The sequence below is a fragment of the Roseivivax lentus genome, assembly GCF_900156805.1.
GTDB lineage: Bacteria > Pseudomonadota > Alphaproteobacteria > Rhodobacterales > Rhodobacteraceae > Roseivivax > Roseivivax lentus.
This window is the reverse complement of sequence record NZ_FTOQ01000016.1, coordinates 42,499-56,396: the sequence shown is the minus strand read 5'-3', so window position 1 is coordinate 56,396 and position 13,898 is coordinate 42,499. Positions and strand designations below refer to the sequence as shown.

15 protein-coding genes are annotated in these 13,898 nt (G+C 67.9%); 9 read left to right on the top strand and 6 right to left on the bottom strand.

Features of this window, described 5'->3' with window-relative positions:
• Window positions 1-38: 38 nt before the first annotated feature.
• The 3 genes from BW990_RS17815 to BW990_RS17805 form a co-directional block, all read right to left on the bottom strand.
• The gene (locus BW990_RS17815; RefSeq protein ID WP_076450210.1) at window positions 39-827 is read right to left on the bottom strand and encodes a calcium-binding protein; all 789 of its coding nucleotides are present in this window, start codon (window positions 825-827) and stop codon (window positions 39-41) included.
• Window positions 828-938: 111 nt separating this feature from the next.
• Window positions 939-1,622, bottom strand: a complete 684-nt coding sequence (locus BW990_RS17810) for an ABC transporter ATP-binding protein (protein ID WP_076450207.1) — start codon at window positions 1,620-1,622, stop codon at window positions 939-941.
• Window positions 1,615-2,901, bottom strand: a complete 1,287-nt coding sequence (locus tag BW990_RS17805; RefSeq protein ID WP_076450204.1) for a lipoprotein-releasing ABC transporter permease subunit — start codon at window positions 2,899-2,901, stop codon at window positions 1,615-1,617. Before BW990_RS17805 ends, BW990_RS17810 begins: the two co-directional genes overlap by 8 nt.
• A 117-nt stretch (window positions 2,902-3,018) precedes the next feature.
• Here BW990_RS17805 and BW990_RS17800 point away from each other — a divergent pair, with 117 nt between their 5' ends.
• The 4 genes from BW990_RS17800 (at window position 3,019) to BW990_RS17785 (ending at window position 5,480) form a co-directional block, all read left to right on the top strand.
• Window positions 3,019-3,660: an NAD(P)-dependent oxidoreductase gene (locus tag BW990_RS17800; protein ID WP_076450201.1), complete on the top strand. Its 642-nt coding sequence runs from the start codon at window positions 3,019-3,021 to the stop codon at window positions 3,658-3,660.
• Between the two features lie 57 nt (window positions 3,661-3,717).
• Window positions 3,718-4,044 (top strand): DnaJ family domain-containing protein, encoded by a 327-nt coding sequence (locus BW990_RS17795; protein WP_076450198.1) that lies wholly within the window; start codon window positions 3,718-3,720, stop codon window positions 4,042-4,044.
• 70 nt (window positions 4,045-4,114) lie between these two features.
• Entirely contained in the window at window positions 4,115-5,233 is a 1,119-nt protein-coding gene (locus BW990_RS17790) for a pyridoxal phosphate-dependent aminotransferase (protein ID WP_076450196.1), read from the top strand.
• Window positions 5,234-5,294: 61 nt separating this feature from the next.
• On the top strand, window positions 5,295-5,480 hold the full coding sequence (locus BW990_RS17785) for a hypothetical protein (protein WP_076450193.1): 186 nt from the start codon (window positions 5,295-5,297) through the stop codon (window positions 5,478-5,480).
• Between the two features lie 159 nt (window positions 5,481-5,639).
• Here the strand turns inward: BW990_RS17785 and BW990_RS17780 are convergent, their stop codons facing one another.
• The gene (locus tag BW990_RS17780) at window positions 5,640-6,890 is read right to left on the bottom strand and encodes a pyridoxal-phosphate-dependent aminotransferase family protein (protein WP_076450191.1); all 1,251 of its coding nucleotides are present in this window, start codon (window positions 6,888-6,890) and stop codon (window positions 5,640-5,642) included.
• A 179-nt stretch (window positions 6,891-7,069) separates the two neighbouring features.
• Between BW990_RS17780 and BW990_RS17775 the strand changes: the two genes are divergently transcribed.
• The 4 genes from BW990_RS17775 to BW990_RS17760 all read left to right on the top strand — a co-directional run bounded on the left by BW990_RS17775 (window position 7,070) and on the right by BW990_RS17760 (window position 11,204).
• Window positions 7,070-7,774, top strand: coding sequence for a phosphatase domain-containing putative toxin (locus tag BW990_RS17775; RefSeq protein WP_076450189.1), 705 nt, complete (start codon window positions 7,070-7,072; stop codon window positions 7,772-7,774).
• Window positions 7,771-9,570 carry an ABC transporter ATP-binding protein gene (locus BW990_RS17770; RefSeq protein ID WP_083950704.1) on the top strand — a complete coding sequence of 600 codons (1,800 nt, stop codon included), beginning with the start codon at window positions 7,771-7,773 and terminating at the stop codon, window positions 9,568-9,570. Before BW990_RS17775 ends, BW990_RS17770 begins: the two co-directional genes overlap by 4 nt.
• 96 nt (window positions 9,571-9,666) lie before the next feature.
• On the top strand, window positions 9,667-10,407 hold the full coding sequence (gene ygfZ, locus BW990_RS17765; RefSeq protein WP_076450187.1) for a CAF17-like 4Fe-4S cluster assembly/insertion protein YgfZ: 741 nt from the start codon (window positions 9,667-9,669) through the stop codon (window positions 10,405-10,407).
• Window positions 10,404-11,204 (top strand): fructosamine kinase family protein, encoded by an 801-nt coding sequence (locus BW990_RS17760; protein WP_076450185.1) that lies wholly within the window; start codon window positions 10,404-10,406, stop codon window positions 11,202-11,204. The genes ygfZ and BW990_RS17760 overlap by 4 nt, the downstream gene beginning before the upstream one ends.
• A gap of 124 nt (window positions 11,205-11,328) precedes the next feature.
• On the opposite strand, the gene efp is transcribed toward BW990_RS17760, so the two are convergent.
• Complete coding sequence (efp, locus tag BW990_RS17755) at window positions 11,329-11,892, bottom strand: elongation factor P (protein WP_076450183.1); 564 nt, start codon at window positions 11,890-11,892, stop codon at window positions 11,329-11,331.
• Window positions 11,893-12,109: 217 nt separating this feature from the next.
• On the opposite strand from efp, the gene BW990_RS17750 reads away from it, so the two are divergent.
• Complete coding sequence (locus tag BW990_RS17750) at window positions 12,110-12,430, top strand: DUF6280 family protein (protein WP_076450181.1); 321 nt, start codon at window positions 12,110-12,112, stop codon at window positions 12,428-12,430.
• Between the two features lie 120 nt (window positions 12,431-12,550).
• Here BW990_RS17750 and BW990_RS17745 read toward each other — a convergent pair whose 3' ends face one another.
• Window positions 12,551-13,897, bottom strand: coding sequence for a hypothetical protein (locus tag BW990_RS17745; protein WP_143526272.1), 1,347 nt, complete (start codon window positions 13,895-13,897; stop codon window positions 12,551-12,553).
• Window position 13,898: the final 1 nt, after the last annotated feature.

Below are 13,898 nucleotides of genomic sequence, written 5' to 3'. Positions count from 1 at the left end.
GCGAGCCACATTGACGTGAGAGGCCCGCGAGAGACGCGTCAGAGCGCCATGTCCTCGAGGAAGGCGATGCGGGAGGCGTCGACCGGTTCGGTGAGCCCGTCGAGCGTGATGACCGTGCCGTCGGAGAGGCGCAGCTCCACGCCGGTGGCGGTGACGGTCTGGGCGGCGATCTCGGGCGCCTCTTCGCCGGTATAGCGCACCACCAGCATGTCCTCGGTGCTGTCGAAATCGGTGACCGTGGCAGCGCCCGCCGCCACGAAGGCATCCGCGCCCGCACCACCCGTGGCGATGTCGGCCGGACCGAAGAACAGAAGATCGTTGCCTGCCCCGCCATCGAGCGTGTCCGCCGCGTCGTCCTCGGCCCCGGCATCAGTGGCAAAGAGCACATCCGCCCCCTCGCCGCCCTCGAGGCTGTCGGCATCGGCACCGCCCACCAGCGTATCGTCGCCCTCGCCGCCCAGCAGCAGGTCCGCGCCCGCTTCGCCGAAGAGGACGTCGTCGCCTGCCTCGCCCGCGACCGTGTCGGCATCGCCGCCGGCACGGATGTAATCGGCCCCGCCGCCCGCCGAGACGCTGTCCGCGCCGCGATCGGTGAAGGCGCTTTCATCGGCATCGGTTCCGACGACCACATCGTCGCCACCGCCACCGGGCAGCGGCAGGGTGTCCTCGGGCAGGTCCGGGATCAGGTCCGAAATGTCGGCGGCGTCGGCGCGTGCCGGATCGGCGCCGAACTCGTCGGGCGTCTCCGCGTCCCCGGTGCCAAGAAGGCCCGCGCCGACCGCGATCGGGGTCAGCGCGAACAGAATGAAAAGAAGTTCAGCACCCATGAGTCACCCGCAGGATATTGTCGTTGCGGAGCAGAAAAGCCGGTCTTTTGGGTGATTATGTGGCATCTCCGTGCCCTTCCGGACCCGGGACCGCGCGCCGATGCAATCGGGTCACACCGCGCAGAGGCGTCCCTGATCGAGCCGCACCTGTCGGTCCATGCGCGCGGCCAGCTCGAGATTGTGCGTGGCGATCACGGCGGCGAGGCCGGTCTCGTGCACGAGGCGCATCAGCGTGTCGAACACCCGCTCGGAGGTTTCGGGATCGAGGTTGCCGGTGGGCTCGTCGGCCAGCAGAAGCTTCGGCGCGTTGGCCATGGCGCGGCAGAAGGCAACGCGCTGCTGCTCGCCTCCCGACAGGGCCGCGGGACGATGATCGGCGCGGCTCGTGAGGCCGACCGACGCCAGCAAGGCGGCGGCGCGCGCATCCGCCTCTTTACGTGAAGCTCCATTCGCAAGCTGCGGAAGAACCACGTTTTCTTCCGCGCTGAACTCGGGCAGCAGATGGTGGAACTGGTAGACGAACCCCACCGCCTCGCGGCGCATGGCGGTGCGGCGACGGTCGGATTGGCCGGTCATGTCCTGCCCGCCGATGGCGACGCGGCCCGCATCGGGCGTATCGAGGAGCCCCGCGATGTGCAGAAGCGTCGACTTGCCGGCACCCGAAGGGGCCACAAGCGCCACCGCTTCGCCCGGCGCGACCTGCAGATCGACCTCGCGCAATACATGAACCGCGTTCGGCAAGCCATTATTATAGCTTTTCGAAATACCCCTGAGATCGAGCGCGGCATCACTCATAGCGCAGCGCCTCCACCGGGTTCATCCGGGCCGCGCGGCGCGCCGGAAAGATCGTCACGATGAACGAGAGGCCAAGCGACAGGCCCACCGCCGACAGCACGTCCGCCAGCTCCAGCTTCGCGGGCAGCTGGTAGAGCCCGCGTACCGAGGGGTCCCAGACCCCGCCGCCCGCCACGTAATTCACCGCCGAGAAGATCGGATCGATGTAGATCGCGAAGATACAGCCGAGGATCACGCCCGCGACCGTGCCGATGATGCCGGTGAAGGCGCCGCAGATGAAGAACACCCGCAGCACCGCCCCTTCGGTGAGCCCCATCGTGCGCAGAATGCCGATATCGCGCCCCTTGTTCTTGACCAGCATGATGAGGCCCGAGGTAATGTTCATTGCGGCGATCAGCACGAGCACCGACAGGATGACGAACATCACGTTGTCCTCGATCTCGAGCGCGTTGAGAAACCCGCCCGAGGCGTCCTGCCAGGTCCAGAGATAGGCGCCGGACCCGGCCGCGGCCTGGACCGCCTCGCGGTAGTCCGACACGGCTTCGGGTTCGGCGACAATCACTTCGATTTCATCGGCTTGCCCGTCGCGGTTGAAGTAAAGTTGCGCCTCCGCGAAGGGCATGTAGGCGCGTGTGCGGTCGATGTCGTAGCGCCCGGCGGAAAAGATGTAGACGACCTCGTAGGATTTCACGCGGGGGCTTTGCCCGAAGGCGGTCTTCACCCCGTCGGGCGAGATCAGCTTGACCATGTCGCCAAGGCGCAGGCCCAGTTCGCGCGCCACCCCGGAGCCGATCGCGATGCCCTCGCCGTACCGCGCGAAGTCGCCGCGCCCGGTTTCGGGATCGACGATGCGCGGCAGGGTCTGCACGTCCGACGCCGCCATGCCGAAGACCTCGATCCCGGAATTGCGGCCATTGGCATTGGCCATGACCTGCCCCTTCACCACCGGTGCGGCATGTTCCACCCCTGGCACGTCCGCAAGGGCCGCCGCGCTGGCCTCGAAATCGGTGAAGCTGCGGCTCACGACGCCGTTTTCGGTCACCGTTTCAGCGGCATAGACGGTGATATGGGCATTGGCGCCGAGGATCGTGTCGACGAATTCCGCGCGAAATCCCGACCGGACCGCCAGCGTGGCGATCAGCGCGAAAACCGCGAGCGTGATGCCGATGAGGCTGATCCAGGTCATCACGCTGACGCCCCCCTCGGCGCGCCGCGCACGCAGGTAGCGCCAGGCGATCATCCATTCGAACGGGGCAAAGGGGGCGGTGCGTCGGGCCATGGCGCCTCAGGTCTGGTGTCGGGCGATAGGTGACCGCTGCGCCCTGCCCCGTCAAGCGCGGCGGCGGCTTTTCTTCGGCGCGGCGCCGCTTAGCTAAGGGGGAAAGGAGATGACGTCATGAGCAAGATTCTGGTGATCGGCGCGACCAAGGGCATCGGCCTCAACGTGGTGGAATACGGGCTCGAACGGGGGCACGAGATCCGCGCCTTCGCGCGCTCGGCGGATGCGATGACGCTGACGCATGACCGGCTGGAGCGCTGGCCCGGCGACGCCCTGAAATCCGAGGAGCTCGCCGCCGCGCTCGACGGGGTCGACGCGGTGGTCATGTGCCTCGGGATCGAGGAAAGCCTGTCGATGATCTGGAAGAAGGTCACGCTCTTCTCGGAGGCCACGAAAGCGCTCATTCCGTTGATGGAGGCCTCCGGGCCGAAGCGGCTTCTGGTGGTGACCGGCATCGCCGCGGGCGATTCGATCCGCGCGCTGAGCTGGATCGAGCGGCAGGGCCATGCGATCCTTCTGGGCGAGCCCTACAAGGACAAGACCCGGCAGGAGGACTTGGTGAAGGCGTCGTCGCTCGACTGGACCATCGCGCGGCCGGTGATCCTCACCAAGCGGCCCATGACCGGCCAGTACAAGGTGCTGACGGAGCCCCGCGATTGGCGGATGGGGCTCATTTCGCGCAAGGATGTCGCCCATTTCCTGATCCATGCGATCGAGGATAACGCCTATGTGCACCAAGCCCCGGTGCTTGCCCGTTGAAAGGGCGCGCGCGGCATGTCTTGATGGCCGCGCAACACCAGTCAGGGACCGACGCGCATGGCCATGTTTCCCCGGATCGCCGAGCAGCGCATGCAGGAAGCGGCGGAGGACGGCCTCTTCGACAACCTCAAGGGCGCGGGCCAGCCGATCCCGGACCTGCAAAGCCATGACGGCCTCGATGCGGCGACGCGGGCCGGGTTCCGGATCATGTCCGAGGCGGGTGCCGTGCCCTTCGAGGTCAGCCTGAAACGCGCCCTGAACGACGCGCGCGCGGCCCTGCGGGATTGCCGCGACGCCGAGGCGCGGCCTTCGCTGATGCGCAAGCTCGCCGATCTCGAGATGCGCTACGCGATGACGATGGAACAGCGGCGCCGCGGACGCTAAGCGCCCGGCCCCCGTCGGGCGCGATCCTGCCCCCTTGCCTGCGGGCGGCGGCTGGGCATACTCCGCGGCCATGACCGGACCCAGATATACCCGCCTCGCCGAAACGCTGCCCTCCGACGTGCCCTTCGTGGGGCCCGAGGTGCAGGAACGCCGGATGGGCCGGCCCTTCCGCGCGCGGCTCGGCGCCAACGAATCGGTCTTCGGCCCGTCGCCCAAGGCGATCGAGGCGCTGCATGCCGCCGCCCCGGACGTGTGGATGTATGCCGACGCGACGAGCCACGCGCTGAAACAGGCGCTGGCCGCCGAGATGGGCGCGCGGCCCGAGAACATCGTGATCGGCGGCGGCATCGACGGGCTTCTGGGCAACCTGGTGCGGCTCCTGGTGGAACCCGGCGACCCGGTCGTGACCTCGAAGGGCGCCTATCCGACCTTCAACTACCACGTCACCGGCTTCGGCGGCATGCTGCACAAGGTGCCCTTCCGCGACGACCGCGAGGATCTGCCGGCGCTGATCGACCGGGCGCGGGAGACGCGCGCCAAACTGATCTACCTCTCCAATCCCGACAATCCGATGGGGTCGTGGTACGCGGGCAGAGAGATCGAGGCGGCGCTCGACACCCTGCCCGAAGGCACGCTCCTGCTGCTCGACGAGGCCTATATCGAGTTCGCGCCCGAGGGCACCGCGCCCCGGATCGACCCGGACGATCCGCGGGTCATCCGCATGCGCACCTTCTCGAAGGCGCGCGGGATGGCCGGGCTTCGCGTGGGCTATGCCACCGGCGCGCCCGCGCTGATCCGGGCCTTCGACAAGGTGCGCGACCATTTCGGCATGACCCGGCCGGCCCAGGCCGCGGCGCTGGCGGCGCTGCAGGATGCCGGCTGGCTCGCGCAGGTGCAGGACGCGGTGGCGGCGTCGCGCGACCGGATCGGCCGGATCGGCCGGGCGCACGGGCTGACGCCCCTGCCCTCGGCCACGAATTTCGTGGCGCTCGATTGCGGCGGCGACGGCGCGCATGCCAAGGCGGTGCTCGATGCGCTGGTGGCGCGCGGCGTCTTCGTCCGCATGCCCTTCGAGGCGCCGCAGAACCGCTGCATCCGCGTCTCCTGCGGGCGGCCCGCCGATCTCGATGTGTTCGAGGAGGTGCTGCCGCTGGCCCTCGCGGATGTGAAGGCCGCGGCGGCGGGCTAGGACTTTCCTTACGGGTCTTTCGATATATCCTGTCTGCAACCAGCAGAAAGGCGACAGGATCATGCGCGATCACCCTCAAGGCCGGGCGCCCGATTACACCACCCCCGCTTTGGTCATGGCGGCGATCAACCTGTTCTGGATGCTGGGCGTGATCTGGGCGCTGTTCGGCCTGCCCGTGGTGCTGGCGCTGAGCTGGGCGCTGAAGACGCTGATCGACTGGATGGGCGCGCGTCGCAGCCGGGCCTGAGCACCGCGGTCCCCTCACGATCGGACCGGAAATACCTCCAGAGAGCGCGAGAGACAGCGTCTCTCGCACGGGCGCGGCCCGGCCTCGCGCCGGACCGCGCCCGTCCCCCCGCCCCGCCGGGAGACGGCGTGCGGCGCATTCAAACGCTGACGACGCCCCTCAGCCCCAGCGGGCGACCTCCTGCGGATGGGCGGGCGTGGACAGCACCGCGCCGGTGCCCTCGGCCACGATGCGCGCCGCCGCCGACACCCCGCCCGCGCCATGCGGCACGCCCAGCGCGGCAAGCCCCGCCTCCACCGTGCCGAGCATGCCCAGCACCATATGCGCGTTCACATGCCCCATATGGCCGAAGCGGAAAAAGCCGGTGCCGGTCGGGTCGCCCTCCTCCGACATGCCGAGCCCGATGCCGAGCGTCACACCCGCCTGCTCGTCGGTCCAGGCGCGCAGGCGCGCACCGTGCGGCGCCCCGATGCGCAAGGCGGTCACGGCGTGGCTGCGCTCGGCGGGATTGGCCACGTTGAGCCTCAAGGGCCCCTCGCCCCCCCAGGCATCGACCGCCGTCCAGATCGCCCGGGCCAGCGTCGCATGGCGCGCCCAGATCGCCTCCATGCCCTCGGCGTGGATCATGTCGAGCGCGGCGCGCAGGCCATAAAGGTGATGGGTGGGCGCGGTGCCGCCGAAATACTGGTAGAACATCTGCGGATCGGCGCGCGGGGACCAGTCCCAGTAGCGGCTGACCCGCGGCATCCTGCGGCGCACCGCATCGGCGCGGTCGTTGAAGAAGACGAAGCCCAGCCCCGGCGGCACCATCAGCCCCTTCTGCGAGGCGGTGATGGCGATGTCGGCGCCCCAGAGATCCATCTCGAAGCGGTCGCAGGCCAGCGAGGCGATGCAATCGGCCATCAGAAGCGCCCCGTGCCCGGCCTCGTTCAGCGCCCGGCGACATTCGGCGATGTCCGACCGGATCGACGAGGAGGTGTCCACATGCACCGCCAGCACCGCCTTGATCGCGCCGCCCGCATCCTCGGCGAGGCGCGCGCGCAGCCGCTCGGGGTCGATCGGCGCGGTGCGGCCGAAATCGAGGATCTCCACCTCGATCCCCATGGCCTCGGCCATCTCCGCCCAGCCATGGCCGAACCGGCCGGTGGCGCAGACCAGCACCGTTTCGCCGGGTGCCACGGTGTTGGCCAGCGCCGCTTCCCAGGTGCCGTGACCGTTGGTGATGTAGATCGCCACATGACCGTCGGTGCGCGCCACGCGCTTGAGGTCGGGCACCATGCCGGCCACCATCTCGGTCAGCTCGCCCTCGTAGATGTTGGGCGAGGCGCGGTGCATCGCGCGCAGGACCGCATCGGGCATGACGGAGGGGCCGGGAATGGCGAGATAGGGGCGGCCTTGGGCAAGCGACATGAGCGCGGCATCCTGTGCTGGGGGCGTCGCCTTGCAGCGGCAACGGTCCGACCCTACTTCCGGACAGCGGGGCGTCAATCGCGACACGCCCCGGCGCCGGAATTTCCGCGAAGGGTTTCGCGCCCGGGCGCGACGGGATACACCCCGCCCTCGTGACCCTGAGGCCAGTATCGGACCCGATGATCAGAACTGCTTGGAACTGGATCGCCGCGGCGGAGCGCCGTCTGATGCGTTCGTTCGGGAAGGATATCTCGACCCCGTGGAACCGGTTCCTGTCGCGCGTCCACATGGCCTTCTTCGATCACGGCATCCTGCGCGGGCTCTGGACCAATTTCTACAAGGTGGCCCCGGGCATCTTCCGGTCGAACCATCCCACCGACCGCCGCTTCCGGCAGTTCAAGGCGATGGGGATCAAGACCGTGGTCAACCTGCGCGGCCCGGACAAGTTCTCGTTCTACCTGTTCGAGCGGGAAATCTGCGAAGAACTGGGCCTGACGCTGGTCGATGCGAAACTCTGGGCGCGGCTCGCACCCTCGTCAAAGCGCATCCTCGCGGCCATCGACGCGATCCGGCAGGCGGAAAAGCCGCTGGTCTTTCACTGCAAGTCCGGCGCCGACCGGACCGGGTTCCTCGCGGCGGTCTACCTGATCGTCTTCGAGGGCGCGACGCCCGCCGAGGCGCGCAAGCATCTGGGCCTGCGCTACCTGCACCTGAAATTCACCAAGACCGGCATCCAGGACTACATCATCGACGTCTACGAGTCGCGGCAGGCCATCGGGCCCATCGGGTTCGAGGACTGGATCCGCGACGAGTACCGCTCCGCCCGGCTGCAGGACGGCTTTGACCGCAAGATCCCCCCCTCCGAACTGGCGCATCCCGAATGAGCGAGAAGACCCGTCTCAAATCCTCCGAGGACTACGCCGCGGGCGAGGACAACACCTTCCGCGAGCGCGTCGCGCTTTTCGGCTGGGTCTGGCGCGACTACCTGATCCGCCACTGGCCGTGGTTCGTCGCGGCCTTCCTCCTGATGTCGGTCGAGGGCGCGATGTTCGGCGCGCTGTCCTACATGATGAAGCCCATGTTCGATAAGGTCTTCGTCGAGGGCGGCGAGCAATATATCGGCCTCGTGGGCTTTGCCTTCTTCGCGATCTTCACCATCCGCGCACTGGCGGGGATCGGGCAGAAGACGATCATGTCCCGCGTCTCGGCGATCTCGATGATGGAGCTGCGCGAGGCGCTTCTGCGGCACATCATGACGCTCGATGGCGGCTTTCACCAGGCCTACGGGCCGGGCTACCTGATGCAGCGTCTCAATGGCGACGTGAACACGATCAACACCGTCTGGAAGGCGTTCATCACCGGCGCGGGGCGCGACGTGGTGGCGCTCATTTCGCTCTTCGGGGTGGCCTTCTTCATCGACTGGCGCTGGACGCTGATCGCGCTGGTGGGGGCGCCGCTGCTGATCCTGCCGGCCTTCTTCATCCAGCGGCTTCTGCGGGGCAATTCGCGGCAGGTGCGCGACATGGATGCGGGTCTCTCGACGCGCCTCAACGAGATCTTCACGGGTATCGTGCCGGTCAAGCTCAACACGCTGGAGAATTACCAGGCGGGCCGTTTCCGCAGCCTGGCCGAGCGCGTGGTCGGCATCAAGATACGCAGCTCCGCCGCCGAAGCGGCGATCCCGGGCCTGATCGACATCATGTCGGGCCTCGGTTTCGCGGCGGTGCTGTTCTTCGGCGGCAGCCAGATCCTGTCCGGCGACAAGAGCGTCGGCGATTTCGTGGCCTTCTTCACCGCGATCGGCCTTGCTTTCGAGCCGTTGCGGCGCCTCGGCGCGCTGTCGGGCAAGCTGCAGCCCGCGCTGGCGGGGCTCGAGCGTCTGCGCGAGCTTTTCGATCTGGAACCCGCCGTGCGCGACCCCGAGAACCCAGCCCCCGCGCCCACCGCCCCGCCGCGCATCACCTTCGACCGGGTCAGCGCGGGCTACGGCGACGGGCCGATCCTGCAGGAGGCGAGCTTCGTCGCCGAGGCGGGCAAGGTCACCGCGCTGGTCGGGCCTTCCGGGGCGGGCAAGTCGACCGTGTTCAACCTGCTGACCCGGCTCATCGATCCCGAGACGGGCACGGTGACCCTCGACGGGATACGCACCGAGGACATGGCGCTTGGCGATCTGCGGGCGGTCTTCTCGGTGGTGAGCCAGGACGCACTTCTTTTCGATGAAAGCCTGCGCGACAACATCCTGCTCGGTCAGACGGGCGTGCCCGAGGCGCGGCTGCAGGCGGCGCTCGATGCGGCGCGGGTCACCGATTTCCTGCCCAAGCTGCAGGGCGGGCTCGACGCCACGGTGGGTCCGCGCGGATCGAAGCTCTCGGGCGGGCAGCGCCAGCGCGTGGCCATCGCCCGCGCCATCCTGCGCGACACACCCGTGCTGCTGCTCGACGAGGCCACATCGGCGCTCGATGCGCAGATCGAGGCGGATGTGCAGGCGGCCCTCGACAAGTTGGCGCGCGAACGCACGACGCTGATCATCGCGCACCGCCTGTCGACCATCCGCAGCGCCGACAAGATCGTCGTGATGAACCAGGGCCGCGCCGTGCAGGAGGGCACCCACGAGGCGCTTCTGCGCGAAGGCGGGCTTTACGCCGATCTGCACAATCTGCAAATCCGCGACGCCGATTGAGCCTTGCGTTTTGCGCAGGTACCCGGGCGCGCTCCGCGCTCCGGTTGCAGGCCGCGCGCGAGGGTTTAGGTTAACGGCACATGAAAAGAGGCTGATATGAGCGAGACAGAGCGCAGTGTCCTCCGCATCGCGGGCGAAGAGGCGCATCACTTCCTGCAGAACCTGGTCACCAACGATCTGGGCAAGCGCGCGGCGGGCCCGGTCTATGCCGCGCTGCTGACGCCGCAGGGCAAGTACAAGGCGGATTTCTTCCTCGTGGCCGATGGCGACGACATCCTTCTGGACGTGGCGACGCCGATTGCGGCCGATCTGAAGAAGGCGCTGACGCTCTACAAGCTGCGCGCCAAGGTCGAGATCAGCGACACGGATATCGCCGTCGCGCGCGGCACCGGGGCGCCGCCCGAAGGCGCCTACGCCGACCCGCGCGATCCGCGCATGGGCTGGCGCGCCTATGACGGGCGGCCCTCGGAGGCGGGCGTCGATTGGGATGCGCTGCGCGTTGCTGCCTGCATCCCCGAAAGCGGCGTGGAGCTGACGCCCGAGAGCTACATCCTCGAAATGGGCTTCGAGCGCCTGAACGGCGTCGATTTCCGCAAGGGCTGTTATGTCGGCCAGGAAGTGACCGCCCGGATGAAGCATAAGACCGAGCTCAAGAAGGGCCTCGCCGTGGTCGAGGTGGATGGCGAGGCCGCGCCCGGCACCGAGATCACCGCGGATGGCAAACCGGCGGGCGTGCTCTACACCCAGGCGGGCGGCGCCGGGCTGGCCTTTCTGCGCTTTGCCCGCGCGACAGGCGACATGGAAGCGGGCGCGGCCCGCGTGAAGGTGCAGGGATGAGCCTGCCGCAGCCTCTTCTCGACGCGCTCGGAACCACGGTCACGCGGACCGAGGCGCTGGCGGGCGGCGATCTGAGCCAAGTCGCCCGCGTCACCCTCGCAGACGGGCGCGACATGGTCACCAAGCGCGGGCCGCTCGTCGATGCCGAGGCGCGGATGCTGTCGGCCATGGCGCATGTCCACGCGCCGGTGCCGCAGGTCCGGCACGCCGAGCACGGGCTGATCTGCCTCGATTACCTGCCACCTGCCCCGGCCACATCGGCGGGCTGGCGCGATTTCGGCGCGGCGCTGGCGCGGATGCATTCCTGGGACGGGCAGGATTACGGCTGGACCGAGGATTACGCCTTCGGCGACGTGCGGATCGAAAACGCCGCGGCAGCGTCCTGGCCCGCTTTCTGGGGCGAGCGGCGCCTCCTGCCGTTCCTGCCGCACCTGCCCGCAGCGCTTGGCGCACGGCTGGAGGCGCTGGCGGCCGATCTGGGCGACAGGCTGCCCGCGTCGCCCAAGCCCGCGCTGCTGCATGGCGATCTCTGGGGCGGCAACGTGCATTTCACCGATCAGGGCGCCTTCATGATCGACCCGGCCTGCTATTACGGCCATTCGGAGGTCGATCTGGCGATGCTGACCCTGTTCGGTCAGCCCGATGCCGCCTTCTGGCGCGGCTACGGCCGCCTGGAGCCGGGTTTCGAAGCCCGCCGGGTGATTTATCAGCTCTTCCCGGCGCTGGTGCATCTGCGGCTTTTCGGAGAGGGCTACGCACCGATGGTGACCGGGCTTCTGGACCAGGCCGGCGTTTAGGGACGTGTGACGCGAAGCGCGGCCTGAACGGCTGCGGGGCTGGCCGTAACGGACCGCCCCCGCAAAATTGAAAAAGCCGCGGGCCCCTGGGGCGCCGCGGCTTCTTGATTGTGCGGAACGCGGTTCAGGCGCGCTCGGAATATTCCATCGTCTCGGTGTTCACGACGACTTCCTCGTCCTGGCCCACGAAGGGCGGGACGTTGATCTTCACACCATTGTCGAGGATCGCGGGCTTGAACGAATTGGCCGCGGTCTGCCCCTTCACCACCGGCTCGGTCTCTGCGATGCGGCAGGTCACCTTCTGCGGCAGGGTCGCGTTCAGCGCCTCCGATTCGTAAAATTCGACCTGGATCGTCATGCCGTCCTGCAGGAAGGGACGGCGGTCGCCGAGGATCTCGGCGGGCAGTTCGACCTGGTCGTAGGTCTCGGCATCCATAAAGGTCATGACGCCGTCGGTCTCATAGAGAAACTGCATGTCGCGCTGTTCGAGGCGGACGCGCTCGACCTTGTCGGCGGAGCGGAAGCGTTCGTTCAGCTTCGAGCCGTTGCGCAGGTTTCGCATTTCGACTTGCGCGAAAGCACCACCTTTTCCGGGCTTTACATGATCGACCTTCACCGCGGCCCAGAGGCCGCCGTTATGCTCGAGCACGTTGCCGGGGCGAATCTCGTTTCCGTTGATCTTGGGCATGTGGCAATTCTTTGACGAAAGGTTGATCGGATCGTGCCGCCCCCTATATCTGCCCATTGGGGACCCTGCAACCTTACCATATATCGTGTGGGACCAGAACGTAGCTATGCGCCTCGCGAAGGGGAGTTATGCGTTTCTGCTGTATCCGAATCGCGGTGGATAGGCCATAAGGACCCTCACGCCCGAAGGACAAGATCAATAACCAGAAGGACGACACATGCGAGATTTCGTTGACGGAACGGCTTTCAATGCCGAGCAGGGCAACCGTGCCCGCAAGCTCTTCGCTGCCGTTGTGCTTGCCGCGCTCGACGACGCCATCGCCGACGACAAGAAATATGGAAACGGACCCGAACAGATCGCCCGATGGGCACGGTCGCGCGACGGTCGAGAGGTGCTTAGCTGCGCCGGTATCGACCCGAACGAGCGTGTGGTGGAAGGTCTGATGGAGTTCGTCTCGAAAGGTGTGCGTACCTCTGTCGCGCTCTCGCGCGAAGAGAGCGAGCGTCGCAACGCCGCGTTGCAGGCCGAAGCCGCCTGATCTTTCGAGACCTATGATTTCCCTGATTTGGCGCGCCTCCGGGCGCGCCTTTTTTATGCGCGGGTCGCAAACCGTGCCGCCGCATGGCGCGGGCCCGCGGAACGGACCCGCGGGGCGCGCTTATTCGTAGTTCTGGCTCATCAGCGCGCGCTGGATCTCGCGCCGGACGAGCTTGCGCACGTTGCGGGTGATCCGTTCGCCAAGCGCCCCCTGCAATTCGCTGCGCACAATGCCCACGACAAGCGCGCGCAGGGCCTCTTCGTCGAGACCGGCGGTCGGAGAGGCGGGCGTCTCGTCAAGCTCTTCCTCTTCGAGATCTTCGGCCATACGGGATAGTTCGCCCGCGCGGCGCGTCTGGAAGATCGCCTCGGGCCGGGGCGCGTCTTCCCATTCGAGCGTGTTCAAGAAGCGCTGCGCATAGCCCGCATTGCCGCCCTGCCCTTCGCGTTCGTCGTCCCATTCCTCGGAGCTGCTGCCGCTGATCATCGCCTCCAGCTCGGCGATCTTCTGCTCGAGCGACATGCCGTCGGACGGCGGGGCTGCGCGGTCCATGCCCGCCTCTTGCGCGGCGGCATCCATCCTCTGCGTCCGGCGGGGCCAGACCAGCGGTGCGGCATCGGCCTCGGGCGTCTCGGCGTCATCGCGGGCGTGGTGCGGATCGGCGTCTTCCGGGCTGTCTGCATGCCCTGCGGTCGCGGTCTCCTGCGCGTCGGCGCGCTCGGTCCCGGCCGCGTCGTGGTCGCCGGAGGGTGCACGGCGCAGCGCGTCGGCCAGTTCCTCCTGCACGACCTGCGCGAGGACCGAGGCCGGGGAAATCGGCGCATCGGCTTCGTCGTCCTCCGCGTCCTCGTCGTATTCCTCGACGGTCACGGCGGTCAGAACGGATTCGGCGTGGGTCTCGCCGTCATGGTCTTCTTCGTGAAGATCTTCGTCGTGATGGTCTTCGGCGTCTTGATGCTCGCCTCGGTGCTCTTCGTCGTAGTGGTGATCCTCGGGCGCGTCGGCCTCCCAGGCCTGCGGCTCTGCGCGTTCGGCCGCGTCCCCCCGCGCCGCCACCTGATCGAGCAGGAGCACCGGGTCGAGCGGTTCCTCATAGGCGTCGAACCCGTCCGAGGGATCGTGCTCGGCATGGGCGCTGTTATCCGCCACGCGATGCGGTTCGGTCAGCAGGATCGGCTGGGGCGCATCATGCGACGTGGCCGCGTCCCGGGGCTGCGCGGCCTCCCCCGGGGTGTCTCGGTCGTCTTCCCGGTCGGCTTCGTGATCGGAAATGCGTTGCGCCGGCGTCAGGATGAGCCGGTCCGCGCGCAGCACCTGCGCGGCCTTCTCCGCCCGCGCCGCTGCGGAGGCATCGACCTGTTTGGGTTGCAACGCACGCGCCGCGGACCCGCGACCGTCATCGGTCACAAGCCGACGGATGGACGCAAGCACGTCCTCGATTTCGACGCTCGAGCCTTGTTTGGACATC